Origin of the sequence: Lysinibacillus sp. RS11, assembly GCF_042019215.1 — a bacterium.
Lineage (GTDB): Bacteria > Bacillota > Bacilli > Bacillales_A > Planococcaceae > Lysinibacillus > Lysinibacillus xylanilyticus_A.
Map to the genome: position 1 here is coordinate 3,571,974 of NZ_CP168124.1, position 20,100 is coordinate 3,592,073.

Genomic DNA, 20,100 nt, shown 5'->3' on the forward strand with positions numbered 1-20,100 from the left:
TCATTTCATTGTCCAGCTGTTTTGTTGAATGAGCTCCTTTAGCTAACAGCTCCTGAACCATTTCACCTTTTATAATAGATGATTCCATTTCCTCTACAAGTAATAACGAATGCTGTTTTATTTCTTGAATATTTGCATTAACATTTTGCTCAACCGCAAGTATCTCTTCTGAATTGGATGACATTTCTTCAGCCATTGCTGAAATATCTACTACATTTGTTGAGACACTTTGAACCTTTAAAGCCGTTTGACAATTAATTAACTCCACATGTGCAAGTACAAAGTCCAAAATCGCATTTCTCACATCGATGCTTTCTTGCTCAAGTTCCAATTCCTGAATTCGCTTTTTTAATATTTGTATTTCGGAATCGTTGTGTATCTCAACGCTTTCAATTGGCTTTTGAAATAAACCTAATAATGCCATAGAAACCTCCACCTTTTCCTTGTTAAAACATATAATTACATTTTACTATACAATAATATCAATAGATAAAATATTAAATTAATATAAAGAAAAAATAGGATGTGCCTTTTATTGACACATCCCATTCATTATTATACGTAAAGTGCATGTTCTAAATTGAATTCATCGTGTAATGCATTTGCTGCACGAATCATTTCGTCCTGAGGTACAACAACAGATACTTTTATTTCAGATGTACTTACCATTTTTACTGGGATACCTTCACGACGCAAACGATCAAACATACGAGCAGCAACGCCTGGATTAGATGCCATACCTGAGCCAACTATTGAGACTTTTGCTAAGCCGATTTCAAAATCAGCAAAACTAAATCCTAATGATAATTTACTATCTTCTAAGACACGTAATGCTTCTGCAAACTCCTCTTTTAAAATGGTAAACGATACAGTCGGCTTTAAGCCATCTATTATGGCTTGTACAATGATATCGACGTTTATGCGATTTTTTGCAAGTATTGTGAACATATCTGCTAACGAAGCATCAGAATAAGCATCATAACCAACCGTTAAACGAATAACATCTGACTCATAAGCAACACCACGAACTATTAAATTTTTCTCCATTTCAACTTCCTCCTTCAATAAAGTACCTACTGTATCTACTACGCTCGACCGAATAATAACTGGGATTTGAAATTTCTTAGCTAACTCTATAGCTCGCGGGTGTAAAATTTGTGATCCTAAATTTGATAGCTCTAGCATTTCGTCATAGGAAATTTCTTTTAGCTTTTGTGCCCTAACAACATGACTTGGATCAGCTGTATAGACTCCTTCCACATTCGTGTAAATATCTACGCGCTCCGCTTCCAATGCCGCCGCGATAGCTACAGCCGTCGTTTCCGCTCCGCCTTTACCAAGCGTCGTAATATTCTGTGAATAATCAATACCTTGTTCCCCCGCAACGATTACGATTTGTCCTTGTGCAAAATGCTCTGCTATTCGACTAACATCAATATCATCGATACGCGCATTGAAATACATATCATCAGTTTGAATACCTGCCTGCCAACCCGTTAATGACACTGCATGATATCCTTCTTCCTGCAAAGCAATCGCAACTAACGCACTTGATAGTTGTGAGTTTGTTGAAAGTAGTACATCTAGTTCACGCTTAGACGCACTATCTGATAAATCACAAGCCATCTCTGCTAATTCTTTCGCCATACTCCTCATTCCCGCAGTTACAACGACAACATCATAGCCTCTTTCCTTTTCAGCTATCGCCCTTTTCGCAACATCTTGAATATGCTTTGTCGATGCTAATGCAGCACTACCGAATTTCATCACAATTCTCGCCATACATATCATTCTCCTTCGTATTCAATCATTTCGGTGTCTCTAGAAAACTAAAAAAGGCAGCCCTCACATAACGTGAAAGCTGCCTATAACATGTACAATAATAGTTACTTGCGCATGTGAGATAGCTCTCCGAAACGTTTAGAATCGACAGTTTTACATTTATTAAATGCAAAACCAGCACAGCATCGGAAACAACGATGCTCCACTTCGGCAAGCTTCCCTTTCATACATTGTCACTGGACTTGTTCGTCCTCTAATGTACTACTCTTGAACCTCGCACCTCTATCATCACTTAAATAGTGAATGTATTTAATTTTGCCTTAGCGAAAAAAATTTGTAGTTTATACATTTGAAACATCTACAATAAGCTAAGGAGTCGTATATAACATTGCTATTTTAGATCAATGTTATATACAACCTTAGCATATGAATAATCCTTTGACAATGACTCTTGTTGAAAAGGAATTCCATCTGCATTCATTTCACCACCTTCAGAGATGGGAGTCTTCTGTAGCTGACGCTTTGCTTTCGCTACAAAGAACTATCTGCTGAATGAAAATAGGCGTAAATATTGCTAGCTAGATTAGCAGGCATACCGGCTTCTTGTAACGCCAACTCACTTGCCTCACGAATTTTTTTGACAGAGCCAAAATGCTTAAGTAATTGCTGTTTTCGCTTTGGACCAACACCCTCTATATGATCGAGAACAGATTGAATGGCATGCTTCTCGTGCTGCTGTCGTAAGAAGGTAATGGCGAAGCGGTGTACTTCGTCCTGAATACGTTGCAGTAAATAGAATCCATCACTTGTGCGCTTTAACGCAATTACTTCAGGTGGGTCACCAAATAAAAGCTGTGACGTATTATGCTTTTCATCTTTTGCTAATCCGGCAATTGGAATGACTAGGCCAAGTTCATCTTCTAATACTTCTCGTGCGACTTCCATTTGCCCCTTCCCACCATCAATTAGTACTAAATCCGGCAAAGGTAAACCTTCTTTTAACACTCGTGTGTAACGACGTCGTATTACTTCTTGCATTGCTCCGTAATCATCATGTTTGGCAGCTGTGCGTGTTTTGTACTTTCGATACTCCTTCTTTGCTGGTTTTCCATCGATAAATACAACCATTGCAGATACTGCATCTGTTCCATGCATATGACTATTATCAAAAGCTTCTATTCGTAAAGGCGTTGAAATACCCATCGCTTCACCGAGTGCCTCACATGCGCCTATTGTTCGCTCTTCCTGACGTTCAATAAGTTGGAACTTTGCTGCTACAGCAATTTCAGCATTTTTAATCGCTAATTCTACAAGTTCTTTTTTTTGCCCACGTTTTGGTGTTAGCACTCGAACATCAAGTAATTCCGTTAAAATATCCGCATCAATAGATTGTGGGATAAAAATCTCCTTCGGCTTAATGTGTTCTAATTTGTCATAAAATCGGCCAACGAACGTTAAAAATTCCTCTTCTGCCTCTTGATAAATTGGGAAAATCGAGACATCTCGTTCAATGAGCTTTCCTTGACGAACAAAGAAAACTTGCACACACATCCAGCCCTTCTCGACTGCATAACCAAATACATCGCGGTTCGTAGTATCACTTGAGACGATTTTTTGCTTTTGCATAACAGTGTCTATATGAGCAATTTGATCACGAAACTCTTTTGCACGCTCAAACTCTAAATTTTCTGCAGCTTCAAGCATCTTTTCCTCGAGCTCCTTTTTGACTGCCTCAACACCACCATTTAAAAATTTCGTCATATCCTCAATCATATCGTGGTAAATTTGGGCATCAATATCTTTCACGCAAGGTGCTAGGCATTGTCCCATGTGATAATACAAACAAACCTTGGAAGGAAGTTGCACACATTTTCGAAGCGGATATAAACGATCCAGTAGCTTTTTCGTTTCACTAGCTGCATAGGCATTTGGGTATGGGCCAAAGTATTTCGCCTTATCCTTTTTCACTTTTCGCGTCGTAATAAGACGTGGATGTTTTTCATTTGTAATTTTAAGATACGGATACGTTTTATCATCCGTCAGCATAATATTGTATTTCGGATCATGTAGTTTAATAAGATTAAGCTCTAAAATTAAAGCTTCTATATTGGAGGATGTCACAATGTACTCAAAATCTTCTATTTCGCTTACAAGTCTCTGTGTTTTCCCTTCATGCGTACCAGTAAAATACGAGCGTACTCGATTTTTCAGCACTTTGGCTTTCCCAACATAAATAATGATTCCTTGCCGATCCTTCATCAAATAGCAGCCAGGCTGATCTGGTAAAATTTCAAGCTTTCGTTTAATTAAATCATTCATCGCCTACCTGCCCTCCTTTTTGTTAAAACTAGCGTTCGCTTTTTCTCTTTATTATATAACGAAAAAAAGCCGAGCACATCTATAGATGGCTCGACTTTTCTTTTTTTACAGGATCATTATGCCTCGGCATAATTGCGTCCGGAATCGGCTTTGAGCTTAGGCCTGCGTGAGGGCCGACACGATGTCGGTCATTTCGGTAATGCCACAGGACGTGGCGTTTTTTCCGATGCAGGTCAGTTAGCCGTTATCGCATGGATGCGATGATTTTAGGCTAACATCCTTTATTAACTCCTTTCCGATTCCGTAACATCTGCCGGAGGCTTTGGGCCAACGTGATGTTGGTCACTCAGTCGTCGCTACAGGACGTGGCGTTCTTAGACTGAGTTCCTCTATTTCAGCGGGTGTTTGGACACCCCTGAAAAGAGGTTAAATTCGCATTCATCTCCCATCTGTAGAGGTGGGAGACTTGTGCTGAAAGAAGTTAAGCATGTTTTGCGATAAATGCTTCTAACGCTTCTTTTGGTTGGAAACCAACAGTTTTGTCTACTAATTCGCCATCTTTGAATAATAGTAATGATGGAATAGACATAATTTGGTATTGCGCTGCAGTACCTTGGTTGTTATCTACATCTACTTTTACGATTTTAGCCGCACTACCTGCAGCATCCATTTCTTCAAGAACTGGCCCAATCATTTTACAAGGTCCGCACCAAGCAGCCCAGAAGTCTACTAGCACTAACCCTTCTTTAATATCATCTTGGAAAGTTGCATCTGTTGCATGTACAATTGCCATTTGAAATCCTCCTTAAACTTACTATGCTTGTAGTATAGCATGGATAAATTCGCTAGAGCGAACAATCTGCCTAGTATGCATAATTTATGAAAAATTAGGTCGAAAAAGGTATTAGGTTGATTTGCTAATTAGCTATTTTTATTGAAAACGACCTTTATACACATAAGTTAACGTAATAAAAAGATAAATAGCTAATGTAATGCCTGTTACGATAATAGATGTTGTAAAAATAATACCAATCAGAATTGCACTTAACGCAATAATAGCGATCCAAGTTGTATAAGGGAACCATTTCACTGCATAAGCACTTGTTTTTTTTGGCTGTTTTTTACGCGATTTCAAATGCGCAATTGCAATAATTAACCAAATAAATAACACCGTGTATCCAAGTGAACCCATTAGGTAATCAAAAGCTTTGCTTCCCACAAATAAAGAAATGATTACGCCCATATATAAAGCTAAAGTACACATCAGTATAGCATATACTGGAACTTTTCTTTTTGATAAATGTGCAAAGATTTTAGGAACACGCCCGTCCACAGCTTGTGTATACAAAATGCGTGATGAACCGTAAAGTCCCGAATTCATTGATGAAATAATGGCAAGTAAAACAACACCGTTCATAATATGGTCAGCACCAGGAATCCCAATCATTTTAAACACCATCACAAATGGACTTTCTGGTACCCCATTAACTTCATTCCAGGGAATCAAGCTAACGATAATAAAGAAAGGCAGTATATAGAAAGTCACAATACGTACTAATGTACTACGAACAGCTTTTGGCACTACTTTTTCAGGATTTTTCGTTTCGGCTAATGTAATACCAATAATTTCAGTGCCACCGTAAGAATAAATAACGACAAGCATTGCAGCAATTAACCCCGTTGATCCATTCGGGAAGAAACCACCGTGCTCCGTTAAATTAGAAAAACCAACAGCCGTATGATTACCAAAAGTAACAAGTAATAAAATTAGTCCGGCTATGATGAACACCACAATAACGGTAATTTTAATTAACGCCAGCCAATATTCAGTTTCAGCAAAAACCTTCACTGATAACAAGTTAATGGCTGTAACTAACACCGAAACGGATAATGCAAGTATCCAAATTGGGTAATCTGGCAACCAATATTGAATAAAAATGGCCGCAACTATGGATTCTGCCGCAATATTCAAAACCCACATTTTCCAATAAATCCAATCTAGGAAATAAGCTGGGTACTTCCCTAAAATGTTTTGAACTAAATCTCTAAATGTTCTAGCCTCGCTATTACGGACTGCCATTTCTGCTAGTCCTTGCATAACAAATAACAGAATAATACCACCTATTAAGTACGCTAAAAGTACGGATGGCCCTGCCATATCAATGGCTGCACTGCTCCCTTTAAATAACCCTGCACCAATGGCACCACCTAAAGCCATCATCGTAATATGTCGTGAGGTCATTGTTCTCTGTAATTTCTGATTATCCTTTTCCATTTCCTTACCTCCTAAAATGAACAAATATACTAAAGCGCTTGTTTACATCCGACAAGCGCTGGAAAAAGCAAGCACTCTTCCACTTTTGCCTGAGGGATTGAAGTGACCTCGAGGATGTAGCACTTTAGCCTAAACGAAAACAAAAAAGGCATATCATCTGTTCCTTCATTATCAAATGAAAGAAGAGACGATATGCCATAAGCAAACCGCGGTACCACTCTAATTGGTTCTATAAAAACCCTACTTAAAAACCTTGTAACGAAGGTTAATCGTCAAGTAAATAGAATAATCTGTTAATTCCACTTATCTTACCACTCCTAGGCAAGTTCAAAGTCTTATTGGACTGCGTTGCACCATCCCGCAGCTCTCTTCACCAAATAATGAACTTTTACTACTCCTAATCTTTGCGTTTCAAAACATTATTTTCGAAAAATTTAAATATTATAGATCACTATACGGTCTAAAATTAACTCTGTCAATATTTTATTTTGCAATAACTTTAAAAACTCGAAAAATTCGAACACAAAAAAAGCGGAGAAGATACATCTTCCCCGCACTAATATCAATTTCGCCTTGGCGTAATTACATCCGCTGGAGGCTTTATCTTCATTCAGCAAATTTGCTGAATAAAGATAATTTAATTATGCATTTACTTTTAACGCTTTAAATTCTTCAATTAGAAGAGGCACTACCTCAAATAAATCACCAACGATACCGTAGTCTGCAACTTTGAAAATATTTGCCTCTGGATCTTTATTAATCGCAACGATTACTTTTGAGTTTGACATACCAGCTAAGTGCTGAATTGCTCCAGAAATACCCGCCGCAATGTAAAGGTCTGGTGTTACTACCTTACCTGTTTGACCAATTTGAAGTGAGTAGTCACAATATTCAGCATCACATGCACCACGTGAAGCACCAACTGCACCACCAAGTAAATCTGCAAGCTCTTTTAATGGCTCAAAACCTTCTTCTGATTTTACACCACGACCACCTGCTACAACTACTTTTGCCTCTGATAGATCTACACCCTCTGAAGATTTACGTACTACTTCTTTAATGATTGTACGAAGGTTTGTAATATCCACAGCAATAGAAGTTACGTCTCCTGATTTACCAACTACTTTTTCTAATGGTGCAATATTATTTGGACGAATTGAAGCTAAAACCAAGCCGTCTTTTACTTTAACTTTTTCAAAAGCTTTACCAGAATAAATTGGACGGATGAATACAACATCATCACCTGCACCTTCAATAGACGTTATATCCGATACAAGACCTGCTTGTAATTTACTTGCAATTTTTGGCGATAAATCTTTACCGTTTGCAGTATGACCAAATACGATACCAGTTGGCTTTTCTTCCTCAATTACTGCTGCTAAAGCTTGACCATAACCATCAGATGTATATTGTTTTAAATGTGGATGTTCCACAGTTACAACACGATCAGCACCATATTCAAATAATGGACCTGTTAAACCTGCCACAGCATCGCCTAAAAGTACACCAACAACCTCACCACCATCTGCGATTTGCTTTGCAGCTGCAATTGCTTCGAAAGAAACATTACGTAAGCTTCCTTCACGAACTTCACCTAATACTAATACTTTTTTTGACATAGTATATTCCCTCCGTTACCCTTTAAGATTCGATTTGCATTTTCAGATGACTTAAACTACTTTAGCCTCTGTATGAAGTAGGTTTACTAGCTCTTTTACTTGAGCAGAAAGTTCGCCTTCAAGAACACGACCTGCTGCCTTTTGAGCTGGTAAGAAAATATCAACCGTTTCTACCTTAATTTCTACATCATCTTCATCGATATCTAAATCATCTAATTCAAGCTCTGCTAGCGGCTTCTTCTTCGCTTTCATGATACCTGGTAAAGATGGGTAACGTGGCTCGTTTAAACCTTGTTGAGCTGTTACTAAAAGTGGTAAAGATGTTTCGATCACTTCCGAATCACCTTCGATGTCGCGTACAATTTTCGCAGATGTTCCGTCAATTTCAAGCTTAGTAATTGTCGTTACATAGTTAATGCCTAGTAAATCTGCAACACGTGGACCTACTTGACCAGAACCTCCGTCAATGGCAACGTTTCCTGTTAAAATTAAATCAGGATCTTTATCTTTTAAATATTCAGCTAAAATATATGCAGCTGCGTTTTGATCTAATTCATCTAAATCATCTTCTGTATTAATCAGAACCGCCTCGTCTGCTCCCATTGCAAGCGCTGTACGTAGTTGCTTTTCTGCATCTTCGCCACCAATCGTAACAACTGTTACTTTACCGCCAGCAGCGTCACGTACTTGAATTGCCTCTTCAATTGCATATTCATCGTAAGGGTTGATGATGAATTCTGCACCATCTTCTTGGATTTTACCACCCGACACAACGATTTTTTCTTCTGTATCAAACGTACGTTTAATTAATGCAAAAATATTCATATATCCATACCTCCTGAAACGTTTTTTATTTCTAAGTAAACTTATAAATATTATATATTTTCAGTGTCGATAACGTCGATAACACTCTTTCAAGTCGCTATCGACACTGATGGAATATTATTTGCCAGTAAACACAGGCTCGCGTTTTTCAATAAATGCTTGAATTCCCTCTTTAGCATCTTCCGTTACGAATACCGTACCAAAGGATTTTGCTTCAGCATCAATACCTTCATAAAACGAAGCATGCTTAGCATATTGCAATGTTTGAATAGCTGCTTTTAAAGCAACCGGGCTCTTCTTCGCAATTTTTTTTGCTACCTTTAGCGTTTCTTCAAGTAATGCTTCATCTGCAAATGCACGATTCGCTAACCCCCATTGCACAGCTTCTGCACCAGAAATCGGCTCACTTGTAAACATCATTTCTGCAGCTTTTGCAACCCCTACGTATCGTGGTAGACGTTGTGTACCCCCGAAACCTGGAATTAGACCTAATTGTAATTCAGGTAGCCCTAATTTCGCAGTTTCTGTCACAAAGCGCAGATGACAACTCATCGCTAGTTCAAGTCCCCCGCCTAATGCTGCACCATGAATTGCAGCAATAATAGGTTTAGAGAACGATTCCACTCGCTCAAAAACTTGCTGACCATTGCTCGCTAGCTTCGTAAATTCATCCCCAGATTCAACTTCTGTAAATTCCTTAATGTCTGCCCCTGCTGAGAAGAAACGGCCTTCGCCATGAAGTACAAGGACACGTACAGTGTCATCGTTTTCTACGGCATCTAGCACAGCATTTACTTCGGTAATGATTCCGCGGGATAATGCGTTTGCTGGCGGACGTGCAATCGTAATAATTGCTACTCCATCTTCTACTTTCCAACTTAGAAATTCCATTTCTCCACATCCTTTTAAGCTTTAATGCCGTTCAGGATTAATGCCTGAACCTTTGGAACCTGTTCTATCAAATCATATCGATAGTCATTCATAACCCATGACGTAATGGTTTCGTCAATTGTTCCAAATACCATTTGACGTGCCAATCGTACATCCATCGTTGGATGGAACTCACCTGAAAGCATACCGTCGATTAAAATTTGATCTAGTAATTGTAAATACTCTCTTAACACCGAATTGATCTTTAATCGTAAATCTTTGTTCGATTGTCGTAGTTCCAATTGTGTGACGGTTGCTAGGTATCGATCTGTTGCTAGAACATTAAAATGATTTTCTATCATTCGTGAAAGTTTGTCTTTAGACGTACTTCCATTTTCTATTATATCTTGTAATGACTCTACAAAAACAGCCATTTTTTCATTAAAGACAGAAATTAATATATCTTCTTTATTTTTAAAATATAAATAGATTGTTCCATCGGCCACCCCTGCCTGTTTGGCAATCTTCGATACTTGTGCTTGGTGATACCCATTCTCTGCAATAACGATGACAGCTGCATCAATAATTTGCTTATATTTTGGCTTATCACGTTTCACCTTTATATCACCACCTAAAAAAACTTGCGTACGTAAACATTCATGCTCAATCACTATGTTCATACTAGCAATCTCAAAATTGTTTCACTAATGACTTTGAAGAATGTGACGTGTTAACCTAAAAAAAATATGAAAATATGAATGGTCATTCATTCATATTTTCATATTATATTTTACAACTTTACTTGTCAATACTTTATCACGTCTTTATTTTGCTTCTTTATTCGCCAATTTCGTTTTTTCTTCATCCACTAAAGCTCGACGCAAAATTTTCCCAACTGCTGTTTTCGGTAGTTCATCTCTAAACTCATAATAGCGTGGAACTTTGAAAGCAGCCAAGTGTTGTCGGCAATATTTATTTAATTCGTCTTCTGTAATCGAATATCCTTCTTTTAAAACAATATAAGCTTTTACTGTTTCTCCTCGATATGGATCCGGTATACCAGCAACTATACATTCTTGGATTTCCTCTCGTTCATATAGTACTTCCTCTACCTCACGAGGGTAAATATTAAAACCACCTGCGATAATCAAATCTTTTTTACGATCAACGACATAGAAAAATCCTTCTTCATCCATATAGCCCAAATCTCCAGTTAAAAACCATCCATCTACGAACGCTGCTGCCGTATCTTCTGGCCGATTCCAATAGCCCTTCATAATTTGTGGCCCTTTTACAGCTATTTCCCCAACCTCTCCGACTGGAAGCGCCTCTGTATCCCCAGTACGTAAAATTACCGCTTCCGTATTAGGCCAAGGTACACCAATTGATCCGATAACTCGTTTACCCCAAATAGGCGTACCATGTGTAACAGGAGAAGTTTCTGTTAATCCATATCCTTCAACCAGCTTTCCTCCTGTTACCGCTTCAAATTTCTCCTGCACCTCTACTGGCAGTGAAGCGGAGCCACTTAAGCATGCTTTAATGGACGATAAATCGTACTTTGTAATATCCGGATGATTTAATAAACCAATATATAAAGTCGGTGCACCTGGGAAAAGTGTTGGTTTTTGCTTTTCAATCGTTTTCAACGCTGTTTCTACATCAAACTTTGGTAAAAGCACCATTTTATTTTGCGTAACAACAGATAATAACATAACGGTCGTCATACCATAGACATGGAAGAATGGTAGTATGCCCATAATGGTTTCCTCACCATGTGCGCATTTATACATCCATGCATCACACATTGTTGTATTGGCAATTAAATTTTTATGAGTTAACATAACACCCTTAGGAAAGCCTGTAGTTCCCCCTGTATATTGCAGCAACGCAATATCTTCTTCAAAATCAAATGGAATATCCATCATTTTGATTGGCGTAGAACGCATAATTTCTGTAAATAGATGATTTTGACCACTATGTTCAACCTTTACACTAAAACCGTACTGCTTTTTTTGAATAAACGGATAAACTAAATTTTTGGGAAATGGTAAATAATCTTTAATGGCAGTGACAATTACATTTTCAAGTGCAGTTTCCTTTATGATTTTCATGACGCGAGGATATAAAATATCCATCAATAAAATAACTTTCGCACCTGAATCAGCCATTTGATATTGAAGTTCACGCTCAGTATAAAGTGGATTTGTTTGCACAACAATCGCTCCAGCGTACATTGCTCCGTAGTAAGCGATTACACTTTGCGGTGAGTTTGGCAGCATAATAGCCACACGGTCTCCCTTTTCTACCCCAAGAGCTTGTAAATAGTTTGCGAATCTTAGCGCAGACTCATATAGCTCTGTGTACGTCAAATCCCTACCCATAAAATGAATCGCCACTTTGGATGGATTCTTTTTATAGGCACGTGTCAAAAATTCTTGCACAGGAATTTCCTCAAACGTTAAAGACGATGGTACTTCTTCAGGATAATTTTTCAGCCATGGTTTTGTTGTCATACGTTCACTCCCCTTTGTCCCAAACTTTATAAATACTTATTTTAATTATAATGAAAAAGAAATATAGTTTCAAACCTAAAATAGAAAATAAATGCATTTTCGATTAATTATTATGCATTTTACAACATTTATATAACTGTATTTCTCAGGTTTTTAGATTTACATCCTTTATGAACACTCATTCATTCTTTCTTTTTTCATACAAAAGATTGAGGTAATATTCTTATATTCCAAAAATAATTTTTGAATGATTACTTTTCAGCTAGATGAAAGAATATTAATAGACTTTGGTAGTATTTTGCGATGCTTTTGATTTGCGGATGAGATGTAACTTGATTTTTTCGAGGGGATTGTAGTCTTTTATCTATTGGAGCGATTACACACTCAACCTGAGCAATTTTTCTCTGGGCCAGAGCAGTTCTTCACTCTTTTCCGTTGCTCTGACTCTTCTTTCCGTCGTTCTGACACTTCTTTCCGTCGCTTTGGCTTTTCGATCCGTCGTCCTGGCCTCTTTCCGTCGCTTTGACTCCTCTTTCCGTCGCTTTAGCTTTTCGATCCGTCGCCTTGGCCTCTTTCCGTCGCTTTGACTCCTCTTTCCGTCGTTCTGACACTTCTTTCCGTCGCTTTAGCTTTTCGATCCGTCGCCCTGGCCTCTTTCCGTCGCTTTGACTCCTCTTTCCGTCGCTCTGACACTTCTTTCCGTCGCTTTAGCTTTTCGATCCGTCGCCTTGGCCTCTTTCCGTCGCTTTGACTCCTCTTTCCGTCGTTCTGACACTTCTTTCCGTCGCTTTGGCTTTTCGATCCGTCGTCCTGGCCTCTTTCCGTCGCTTTGACTCCTCTTTCCGTCGCTCTGACACTTCTTTCCGTCGCTTTAGCTTTTCGATCCGTCGCCCTGACTCTTCTTTCCGTCGCTCTGACACTTCTTTCCGTCGCTTTGGCTCTTCCTTCCGTCGTTCCGATACTTCTTTCCGTCGCTTTAGCTTTTCGATCCGTCGTCCTGGCCTCTTTCCGTCGCTTTAGCTTTTCGATCCGTCGCTTTGACTCCTCTTTCCGTCGTTCTGACACTTCTTTCCGTCGTTTTGGCTCTTCTTTCCGTCGCTTTAGCTTTTCGATCCGTCGCCCTGGCTTCTTTCCGTCGCTTTGGCTTTTCGATCCGTCGCCCTGGCTTCTTTCCGTCGCTTTGACACTTCTTTCCGTCGTTTTAGCTTTTCGATCCGTCGCCCTGGCTTCTTTCCGTCGCTAGATACCCGGACAGCTCTTCTCTTTACCCATCAGATATAAAAAAACGCATCCTCTCCAAAGGATGCGTTTTCTTACTTAAATGGTCATCATATAGTAGACACCGACTGCCAAAAATGCGATGCAGACAACGATTAGTATTTTTGCTAATTTTTCCATGTCATTACACTCCTATGCAATACTTGCCCCAATAACAAACGATAGACCGACTGAAATAGTAAAGGATATGAAGCCGACTGAACGATTATCATTTGCGATTTCTTGATCAACATTAAAACGTGGTGTCATAAATTCAAATAAGAAATACGCCACAATAAGTAATATAAAACCAAAAAGACCCCAGCCAATCATTTCACTTAAATTACTATGGCGCGCAATGGAAAAACGAAAAATATTACAAATCCCTAGTATTTTCCCACCTGTTGCAAGCGCTACAGCAATATTACCATTTTTAATTTCTTCCCAATTTTTATATTTCGTAACGACTTCGAATAATGCCATCGAGACGACTAAACATAAAACAACTACACTAAAATATCCTGCCGTTTCGATAATTGGATATCGCCAAAAGTTAGAATTCAGCATTTTCTCCGTCCCCTTTACAACTTATTTCAATTCCACAACCGTGACGCCGAAGCCCCCCTCACCGGCTTCACCAAAACGGAAGGATTTTACACGCTTATGCTTTTTCAAATAGTTTTGAATTCCTTGACGTAATGCGCCTGTACCGACACCGTGAATAATTGACACACGCCCATAATTTGCAAGTAAGGCATCATCAATATATTTTTCTGTACGTATAATGGCATCTTCAAATCGCTCGCCGCGTAAATCTAATTCTAATTTTACTTGGCTATTGCGGTTTTTCACACCTGCAATACGTTGCACAGGTTCCTTTTCTGGTTTAATGTACTCTAGATCACTATCCGAGATTTTCATTTTCAAAATACCCATTTGGACAACCCACTCGGAATTCGAGACTTTTTCAAGCAATGTACCTCGTTGACCATAGCTTAACACCTTTACCTCGTCTCCGACAACTAAGTTTTGTGCGCGGGCCTTTACTTGTGCCGCTTTTTTCAGCACTTTATTGTTTTCAAGCGGTGTAGCTTCTTCCAATCGTTTACGAGCTTCGATAAGCTCATGCTCCTTGACAACTTGGTCTGCATTTTTGCGCATTTCCCGAAGATCCGCAATAATTGATTCTGCTTCTTTTTTTGCTTCATCAACAATTTTACGAGCTTTTTCTTTCGCTTTTTTATCGAGTGCTTCTTTGCGTTCTTCGTATGCAAGTACTTTTTCTTGCAGCTCTTTGCGTAGGTCTTCAGACTCCATCAGTAATTCACGAGAGCGTTCTGCATCATCTTCAGACTGGCGACGAGTCGCTTCAAGTGAAGCAATCATTGACTCTACCTCATGGCGATCTGTGCCTGTAAAGCTTTTTGCGCGGTCAATAATCGACTCTGGTAAGCCAAGGCGACTTGAAATTTCAAATGCATTCGAGCGACCTGGTACACCGATAAGTAGACGATATGTTGGACTCAATGTTTCAATATCAAACTCCACACTTGCATTGGCAACCCCCGGACGATTATAGCCGTATGCTTTTAGCTCAGGATAATGCGTCGTCGCCATAACGCGGGCGCCTCTATCATGTACTTCATCTAAAATGGAGATGGCAAGAGCTGCCCCTTCCTGAGGATCAGTCCCAGCCCCTAATTCATCAAATAGTACTAGTGACTCGTGATCAAACTTTTGTAAGATGTCTACAATATTGACCATATGGGATGAGAATGTTGACAGTGATTGCTCAATGGACTGTTCATCTCCAATATCCGCAAAAAGCTGCTTGAAAACGGCTAGCTCTGAACCATCAAGTGCAGGCACTGGTAACCCTGCCTGTGCCATTAATGTACACAGTCCAACTGTTTTTAATGTCACCGTTTTACCACCAGTGTTTGGTCCTGTAATTACAACGGCCGTAATGTCTTTCCCAAATTCAATATCATTGGCAACTGCAGTTTCGATCGGTAAAAGTGGATGACGTGCACGCACAAGTCGAATATAGCCATCGTTATTCATTTTAGGCATTGTACATTTGTTCGCTTGACCGTACTTGCCTTTTGCTAAAATGACGTCTATTTCACCTAGTACTTTTACTAAGTTAAATAAATCAGGAGCTACTTCCTCTACCATTGCACTTAAAGTAAGTAAGATGCGTTCAACCTCAGCTTGTTCCTTCATTTTTAATCGATGAATTTCATTATTCGCTTGTACAACTGAATCTGGCTCGATGAATAATGTTTGACCAGAAGATGATTGGTCATGCACAATTCCACCATAATGATGACGATACTCCTGCTTAACTGGGATAACAAAGCGATCATTACGAATCGTTACAAGTGTATCTGAGAGCATTTTTGAAGCATTGCTCCCACGTGTAAGGCTTTCAAGCTTAGAACGAACTTTAGCCTCCTCAGCGCGCAAAGATTGGCGAATTGAACGCAAAGTTTGGCTTGCTGAGTCTAGCACTGAGCCGTTATCATCAATACAGTTATTAATTTCATGCTGCAAACCTGTTAAGACAGGCATGGAATCCTTTTTGGCGATGAAATGAGGAATCTCAATCACTTCTTCTGATTCGATATCTTCAATAAAGTTGCGAAGAATTCTACTAGCTCGAATTGTACTTGAAACTTCCATTAATTCCATCGCTGAAAGCATACCACCAATTTGTGCACGTCTCGCAGCTGGTCGTACATCAAAAATACCACCCATCGGCACATTGCCTTTTACACGTAAAATAGATAGTCCTTCATCCATTTCTTCTAATAATTGTACAACTTTTTCATAGTCTGTTTGTGGTACAAGCTCATCAATGGCTGATTTGCCTATTGATGAAGTGCAGTATGTAGCCACTTGTTGACGTACTTTATCATATTCTAGTGTTTTCAATGCGCGTTCTGCAATCACTGAGAACACCTCCTCAACCTATTTATTTCGTCGAATAAACGCTTCAAATTGTTCTCGCGTCCATGTATTCACAATCATATCCTTTTTCAACCATGCTCTGTTTGCGTAGCGCACTCCAATATCCATAAAGCGTAAATGAGCAATATCATGGGCATCTGTATTGATTGCTACGGGCACCCCAGCAGCTAAAGCCATTTCTAAATGCTCAACACATAAATCAAGACGATATGGATTCGCATTTAACTCTAAAATTTTACCATATTCCTTTGCCCAAGTAATTAATTGCTCCATATCAGGATTATAGCCATTACGATCCTCAATAATGCGACCAGTTGGATGTGCAATCATATGAACATAAGGATTTTGCATCGCCGTAAGTAGACGCGCCATAATTTTGTCCTGCGATTGTGTAAAGCTAGAGTGAATGGAGGCAATGACAAAATCTAATTCTCTTAGCACTTCATCTTCAAAATCGAGAGAACCATCTGGCAAAATATCCATTTCTGTCCCTGCATATAAATGAAAATCTGCATGCGTTTCATTAAATGCCTCTATTTCAGCTCGTTGCTTTTTTAAACGCTCTGGTGTTAAGCCGTTCGCTACTTTTAAAAATTGTGAATGGTCAGTAATAACGCTATATTGATAGCCTCGCTCTATCAATGCCTCGCCCATTTCCGCTACAGAGTACGCACCATCAGACCATGTCGTATGCATATGCAAATCTGCAATAATATCCTCTAGTTTTACTAGACCTTTAATGTCTTGCGTTTTGTCAAATTCTGTTGTACCTGTGCGCAAGCTAGGCGGGATAAATGGTAAATCAAAATGCGCAAAAAATTGCTCTTCATCCTTAAATGTCAAAACAGTACCATCTGCTTGCTCTACGCCATATTCACTAATCTTTTCACCACGGGCTTTAGCAAGTTGGCGCATACGAACATTGTGATCTTTCGAGCCTGTGAAATGATGTAAGGCTGTTGCATATTCAGCATCTTTCACTAATCGAAAATCTACGCTCACTGGCTCTTCTAGATCTAAAATAACTGAAATCTTTGTATCACCGGCTGCCACTACCTCTTGGATAGAAAGCTCATTCAGTAATTTTCCACGTACAGCTTCAACTGCTTCAGTGACAACAATAAAATCAATATCTTTACTTGTTTCTGCAGCACGGCGGAAGCTTCCAGCAACAGAAAAACGTTCCACTTCTTCCATACTACTTAGAAGTGCTTCAATTTGTAAAACGACAGGTTCTAGCTGCCAAATCGGTAACCGTTCTGAACGATTTGCTAAATTTGCAAGCTCTTTTAATATTTTTTCTTCGGTTTTTGCTGCAAAGCCTGCTAGTTCACGAACTTTGCATGACTCACAAGCAACCTTTAAACTTTCCGCAGAATCAATGCCTAACTCTTGATGAAGCTTGGCTATTTTTTTACCGCCTAAGCCTGGAAGTTTTAATAATGGGAGCAACCCTTTTGGTACAATTTCCTCTAATTCTTTTAGTAGGCTTGATTCCCCAGTTGTCATTAAATCCTCAATAACAGCAGCTGTTCCTTTACCAATGCCTTTAAGCTTTGTTACATCCTCCATCTCGCTTAACGAGCGCTCGTCTCCTTCAAGTGCAACAGCTGCTTTTCGAAAGGCAGACACTTTGAATGGATTTTCCCCTTGTAATTCCATATACAATGCAATTTTTTCAAGTGTGCGAATAATTGTTTTTTTGTTCACTCAGAATTCCTCCTATCGTAAAAACACTTCCCTCAAAACCGAGAGAAGTGCACAGTTTGCTATTGCATATAAATATACCACCAGTCTTGGAACATATTTGTAATAATTGGTGTATGCTCCAAAATGAGACCACTTAACAACGACTTCGACATTAGACTTTGGATACTATCAACCGGCAATAAAGCAAGGATGTATAGCAAAATAAACATAATTAAATAGTTTTCAATTATGCCAAACAATGCTCCAAGCCAACGATTCACTGTGCCTAACACAGGTAAATACGCTATAAAATCAAAGATCGATGCAACAATTTGCAATGTAATTTTCACCGCAAAGAAAATAACAGCAAAGGCAATGACTCGGTAAAAAGTACGGTCTACATCCAGGCTATCGATCGCTATCCCAAGACCACCTGAATCTGTTACACCTGGATACGGTACCCAAAACACAAATTTTTGTGCTAATGGTTTATAATAAATATACGCAACAATTAGGGCAACTACAAAGCTAACGATGTGCATCATCTGTACGATGAAACCACGTTTTGCTCCAACGATGAGCCCGGCAAATAGCACCACTAATATGATTAAATCTAACATTCACTTCAACCCTTTAATTTTTTCAATTCTTCTTCTAGTTGCTCTATTTGTTCTTTTAATAGTAAATAATCATGAACGGTATTTACTGCTGTCAGAACGGCAAGCTTTGTGCTATCAAGTGAGGGATTATGTACATTCATTTCGCGCATACGGTCATCAACAATCGAAGCGACAAGTCGCATATGTCCAATGGATTCAGAACCGACCATTTTATATGTATGACCATAAATTTCCACAGAAATTTTATTCTTTTCTTGATTTTCCATAGTCGCACCCTCCTTTAAAGTCTTTGTGCACACAATTTTTTTGATTGTGAGCAGTATCACACAAAAAAGCTATTTATTATCATACCATGAAAGGTATAAAATTGTGAACAATGAGGACAGAAAGGAACGATTAAATGTCAAATATTGTACTTTTATTATCAGCAAATTTACAAAAAGAGGTGATGTCTTTCTATGCAAACAATTTCGTGGAACGTAAAGCACCTGGTGTAATCTTTGCCGCAAAGCTCCCAGATACCGCAATTACGATGTATAAATCAGGTAAATTAATGTTCCAAGGGGGAGGGGCTGAGCGTGAAGCTGCACGTTGGGGAAACATCGAAATAACAAATACACAGAAATCATCCGCAATCGGAGCAAAGGGTGATGTTCTACCAGATGGCTTTGCTTCGATGTCGGTGTTAGGCTCAGACGAAACTGGTACTGGTGATTATTTTGGTCCAATTACAGTTGCCGCAGTATATGTGCCTGCATCAAAAATTGAGCTAGTAAACGAACTAGGTGTCAAGGACTCAAAAATGTTAACTGATGATTATATGCTTAAAATAGCTCCCGATTTGCGTGCCGCTTGTGTGCACAGTGTGCTAGTACTACGCAATGAAAAATATAACGAGTTACAATCCCGAGGCTACTCTCAAGGTAAAATGAAGGCTATGATGCACAATAAGGCACTTAAAAATGCACTGTCAAAAATGGCACCCGAAAAACCTGAACATATTTTGATCGATCAGTTTGCTGAACGTGGTGTCTATTACAATTACTTAAAAAATGAGCGAGAAATTGTTCGAGATGATGTTCTATTTTCTACGAAAGCTGAACAATTACATGTTTCAGTAGCAACAGCATCGATATTAGCTCGTGCGGCATTTTTAAAAGAAATGGACCGACTAAGTGAGATTGCTGGTATTGAGTTATTGAAGGGAGCTTCAGCAAAGGTAGATGCATTAGCAGCACGTATTTGGCGTGGGCAAGGTGAAGAGTTTTTACGATCCGTTACGAAATGGCATTTTGCTAATACAGAAAAAGCGAGGAAAATGAAATAAAAAAAATTAAAATTTTTCTTTTATTCTC

19 protein-coding genes, 1 riboswitch and 1 other annotated feature are annotated in these 20,100 nt (G+C 39.0%); of the genes, 5 read left to right on the top strand and 14 right to left on the bottom strand.

Annotated elements, in window-relative coordinates; genetic code table 11:
* Nucleotides 1–555 precede the first annotated feature (555 nt).
* The 9 genes from AB9L17_RS18385 to AB9L17_RS18425 all read right to left on the bottom strand — a co-directional run bounded on the left by AB9L17_RS18385 (nt 556) and on the right by AB9L17_RS18425 (nt 12,206).
* Complete coding sequence (locus AB9L17_RS18385) at nt 556–1,782, bottom strand: aspartate kinase (protein WP_068983919.1); 1,227 nt, start codon at nt 1,780–1,782, stop codon at nt 556–558.
* Between the two features lie 114 nt (nt 1,783–1,896).
* Nucleotides 1,897–2,075, bottom strand: a riboswitch (Lysine riboswitch).
* Nucleotides 2,076–2,313: 238 nt separating this feature from the next.
* Entirely contained in the window at nt 2,314–4,101 is a 1,788-nt protein-coding gene (gene uvrC / locus AB9L17_RS18390; RefSeq protein WP_068983920.1) for an excinuclease ABC subunit UvrC, read from the bottom strand.
* Nucleotides 4,102–4,582: 481 nt separating this feature from the next.
* Nucleotides 4,583–4,894: a thioredoxin gene (trxA, locus tag AB9L17_RS18395; protein ID WP_004226420.1), complete on the bottom strand. Its 312-nt coding sequence runs from the start codon at nt 4,892–4,894 to the stop codon at nt 4,583–4,585.
* A 138-nt stretch (nt 4,895–5,032) separates the two neighbouring features.
* Complete coding sequence (locus AB9L17_RS18400) at nt 5,033–6,376, bottom strand: amino acid permease (RefSeq protein WP_375199601.1); 1,344 nt, start codon at nt 6,374–6,376, stop codon at nt 5,033–5,035.
* Nucleotides 6,377–6,556: 180 nt separating this feature from the next.
* Nucleotides 6,557–6,790: a binding site (T-box leader), on the bottom strand.
* Between the two features lie 227 nt (nt 6,791–7,017).
* On the bottom strand, nt 7,018–7,995 hold the full coding sequence (locus AB9L17_RS18405; RefSeq protein WP_068983922.1) for an electron transfer flavoprotein subunit alpha/FixB family protein: 978 nt from the start codon (nt 7,993–7,995) through the stop codon (nt 7,018–7,020).
* A gap of 51 nt (nt 7,996–8,046) precedes the next feature.
* Nucleotides 8,047–8,820: an electron transfer flavoprotein subunit beta/FixA family protein gene (locus tag AB9L17_RS18410; protein WP_068983923.1), complete on the bottom strand. Its 774-nt coding sequence runs from the start codon at nt 8,818–8,820 to the stop codon at nt 8,047–8,049.
* Between the two features lie 117 nt (nt 8,821–8,937).
* Nucleotides 8,938–9,711, bottom strand: a complete 774-nt coding sequence (locus tag AB9L17_RS18415) for an enoyl-CoA hydratase (RefSeq protein ID WP_068983924.1) — start codon at nt 9,709–9,711, stop codon at nt 8,938–8,940.
* A gap of 14 nt (nt 9,712–9,725) precedes the next feature.
* A complete protein-coding gene (locus AB9L17_RS18420; RefSeq protein WP_223555463.1) occupies nt 9,726–10,307 on the bottom strand; it encodes a TetR/AcrR family transcriptional regulator in 582 nt (193 codons plus the stop codon).
* 207 nt (nt 10,308–10,514) lie between these two features.
* Nucleotides 10,515–12,206 (bottom strand): AMP-binding protein, encoded by a 1,692-nt coding sequence (locus AB9L17_RS18425; RefSeq protein WP_068983925.1) that lies wholly within the window; start codon nt 12,204–12,206, stop codon nt 10,515–10,517.
* A gap of 367 nt (nt 12,207–12,573) precedes the next feature.
* Between AB9L17_RS18425 and AB9L17_RS18430 the strand changes: the two genes are divergently transcribed.
* From AB9L17_RS18430 to AB9L17_RS18445, 4 genes are read left to right on the top strand one after another with little or no spacing between them, the layout of a single operon-like run.
* Nucleotides 12,574–12,732 (top strand): hypothetical protein, encoded by a 159-nt coding sequence (locus AB9L17_RS18430; RefSeq protein ID WP_375199602.1) that lies wholly within the window; start codon nt 12,574–12,576, stop codon nt 12,730–12,732.
* Nucleotides 12,729–12,875 carry a hypothetical protein gene (locus AB9L17_RS18435; RefSeq protein WP_375199603.1) on the top strand — a complete coding sequence of 49 codons (147 nt, stop codon included), beginning with the start codon at nt 12,729–12,731 and terminating at the stop codon, nt 12,873–12,875. The genes AB9L17_RS18430 and AB9L17_RS18435 overlap by 4 nt, the downstream gene beginning before the upstream one ends.
* The gene (locus tag AB9L17_RS18440; RefSeq protein WP_375199604.1) at nt 12,872–13,039 is read left to right on the top strand and encodes a hypothetical protein; all 168 of its coding nucleotides are present in this window, start codon (nt 12,872–12,874) and stop codon (nt 13,037–13,039) included. The genes AB9L17_RS18435 and AB9L17_RS18440 overlap by 4 nt, the downstream gene beginning before the upstream one ends.
* Nucleotides 13,036–13,449 (top strand): hypothetical protein, encoded by a 414-nt coding sequence (locus AB9L17_RS18445; protein WP_375199605.1) that lies wholly within the window; start codon nt 13,036–13,038, stop codon nt 13,447–13,449. The genes AB9L17_RS18440 and AB9L17_RS18445 overlap by 4 nt, the downstream gene beginning before the upstream one ends.
* Nucleotides 13,450–13,616: 167 nt before the next feature.
* Here AB9L17_RS18445 and AB9L17_RS18450 read toward each other — a convergent pair whose 3' ends face one another.
* The 5 genes from AB9L17_RS18450 to zapA are packed head-to-tail and all read right to left on the bottom strand — an operon-like array spanning nt 13,617 to nt 19,011.
* Nucleotides 13,617–14,030: a DUF350 domain-containing protein gene (locus AB9L17_RS18450; RefSeq protein ID WP_068983927.1), complete on the bottom strand. Its 414-nt coding sequence runs from the start codon at nt 14,028–14,030 to the stop codon at nt 13,617–13,619.
* 21 nt (nt 14,031–14,051) lie between these two features.
* The gene (locus AB9L17_RS18455) at nt 14,052–16,418 is read right to left on the bottom strand and encodes an endonuclease MutS2 (RefSeq protein WP_223555409.1); all 2,367 of its coding nucleotides are present in this window, start codon (nt 16,416–16,418) and stop codon (nt 14,052–14,054) included.
* 18 nt (nt 16,419–16,436) lie between these two features.
* Nucleotides 16,437–18,146 carry a DNA polymerase/3'-5' exonuclease PolX gene (gene polX, locus AB9L17_RS18460; RefSeq protein ID WP_375199606.1) on the bottom strand — a complete coding sequence of 570 codons (1,710 nt, stop codon included), beginning with the start codon at nt 18,144–18,146 and terminating at the stop codon, nt 16,437–16,439.
* Nucleotides 18,147–18,205: 59 nt separating this feature from the next.
* Nucleotides 18,206–18,745, bottom strand: a complete 540-nt coding sequence (locus AB9L17_RS18465; protein WP_375199607.1) for a CvpA family protein — start codon at nt 18,743–18,745, stop codon at nt 18,206–18,208.
* A 5-nt stretch (nt 18,746–18,750) separates the two neighbouring features.
* Nucleotides 18,751–19,011, bottom strand: a complete 261-nt coding sequence (gene zapA / locus AB9L17_RS18470; RefSeq protein WP_068983930.1) for a cell division protein ZapA — start codon at nt 19,009–19,011, stop codon at nt 18,751–18,753.
* 134 nt (nt 19,012–19,145) lie between these two features.
* Between zapA and rnhC the strand changes: the two genes are divergently transcribed.
* Entirely contained in the window at nt 19,146–20,072 is a 927-nt protein-coding gene (gene rnhC, locus AB9L17_RS18475; protein ID WP_375199608.1) for a ribonuclease HIII, read from the top strand.
* Nucleotides 20,073–20,100 lie beyond the last annotated feature (28 nt).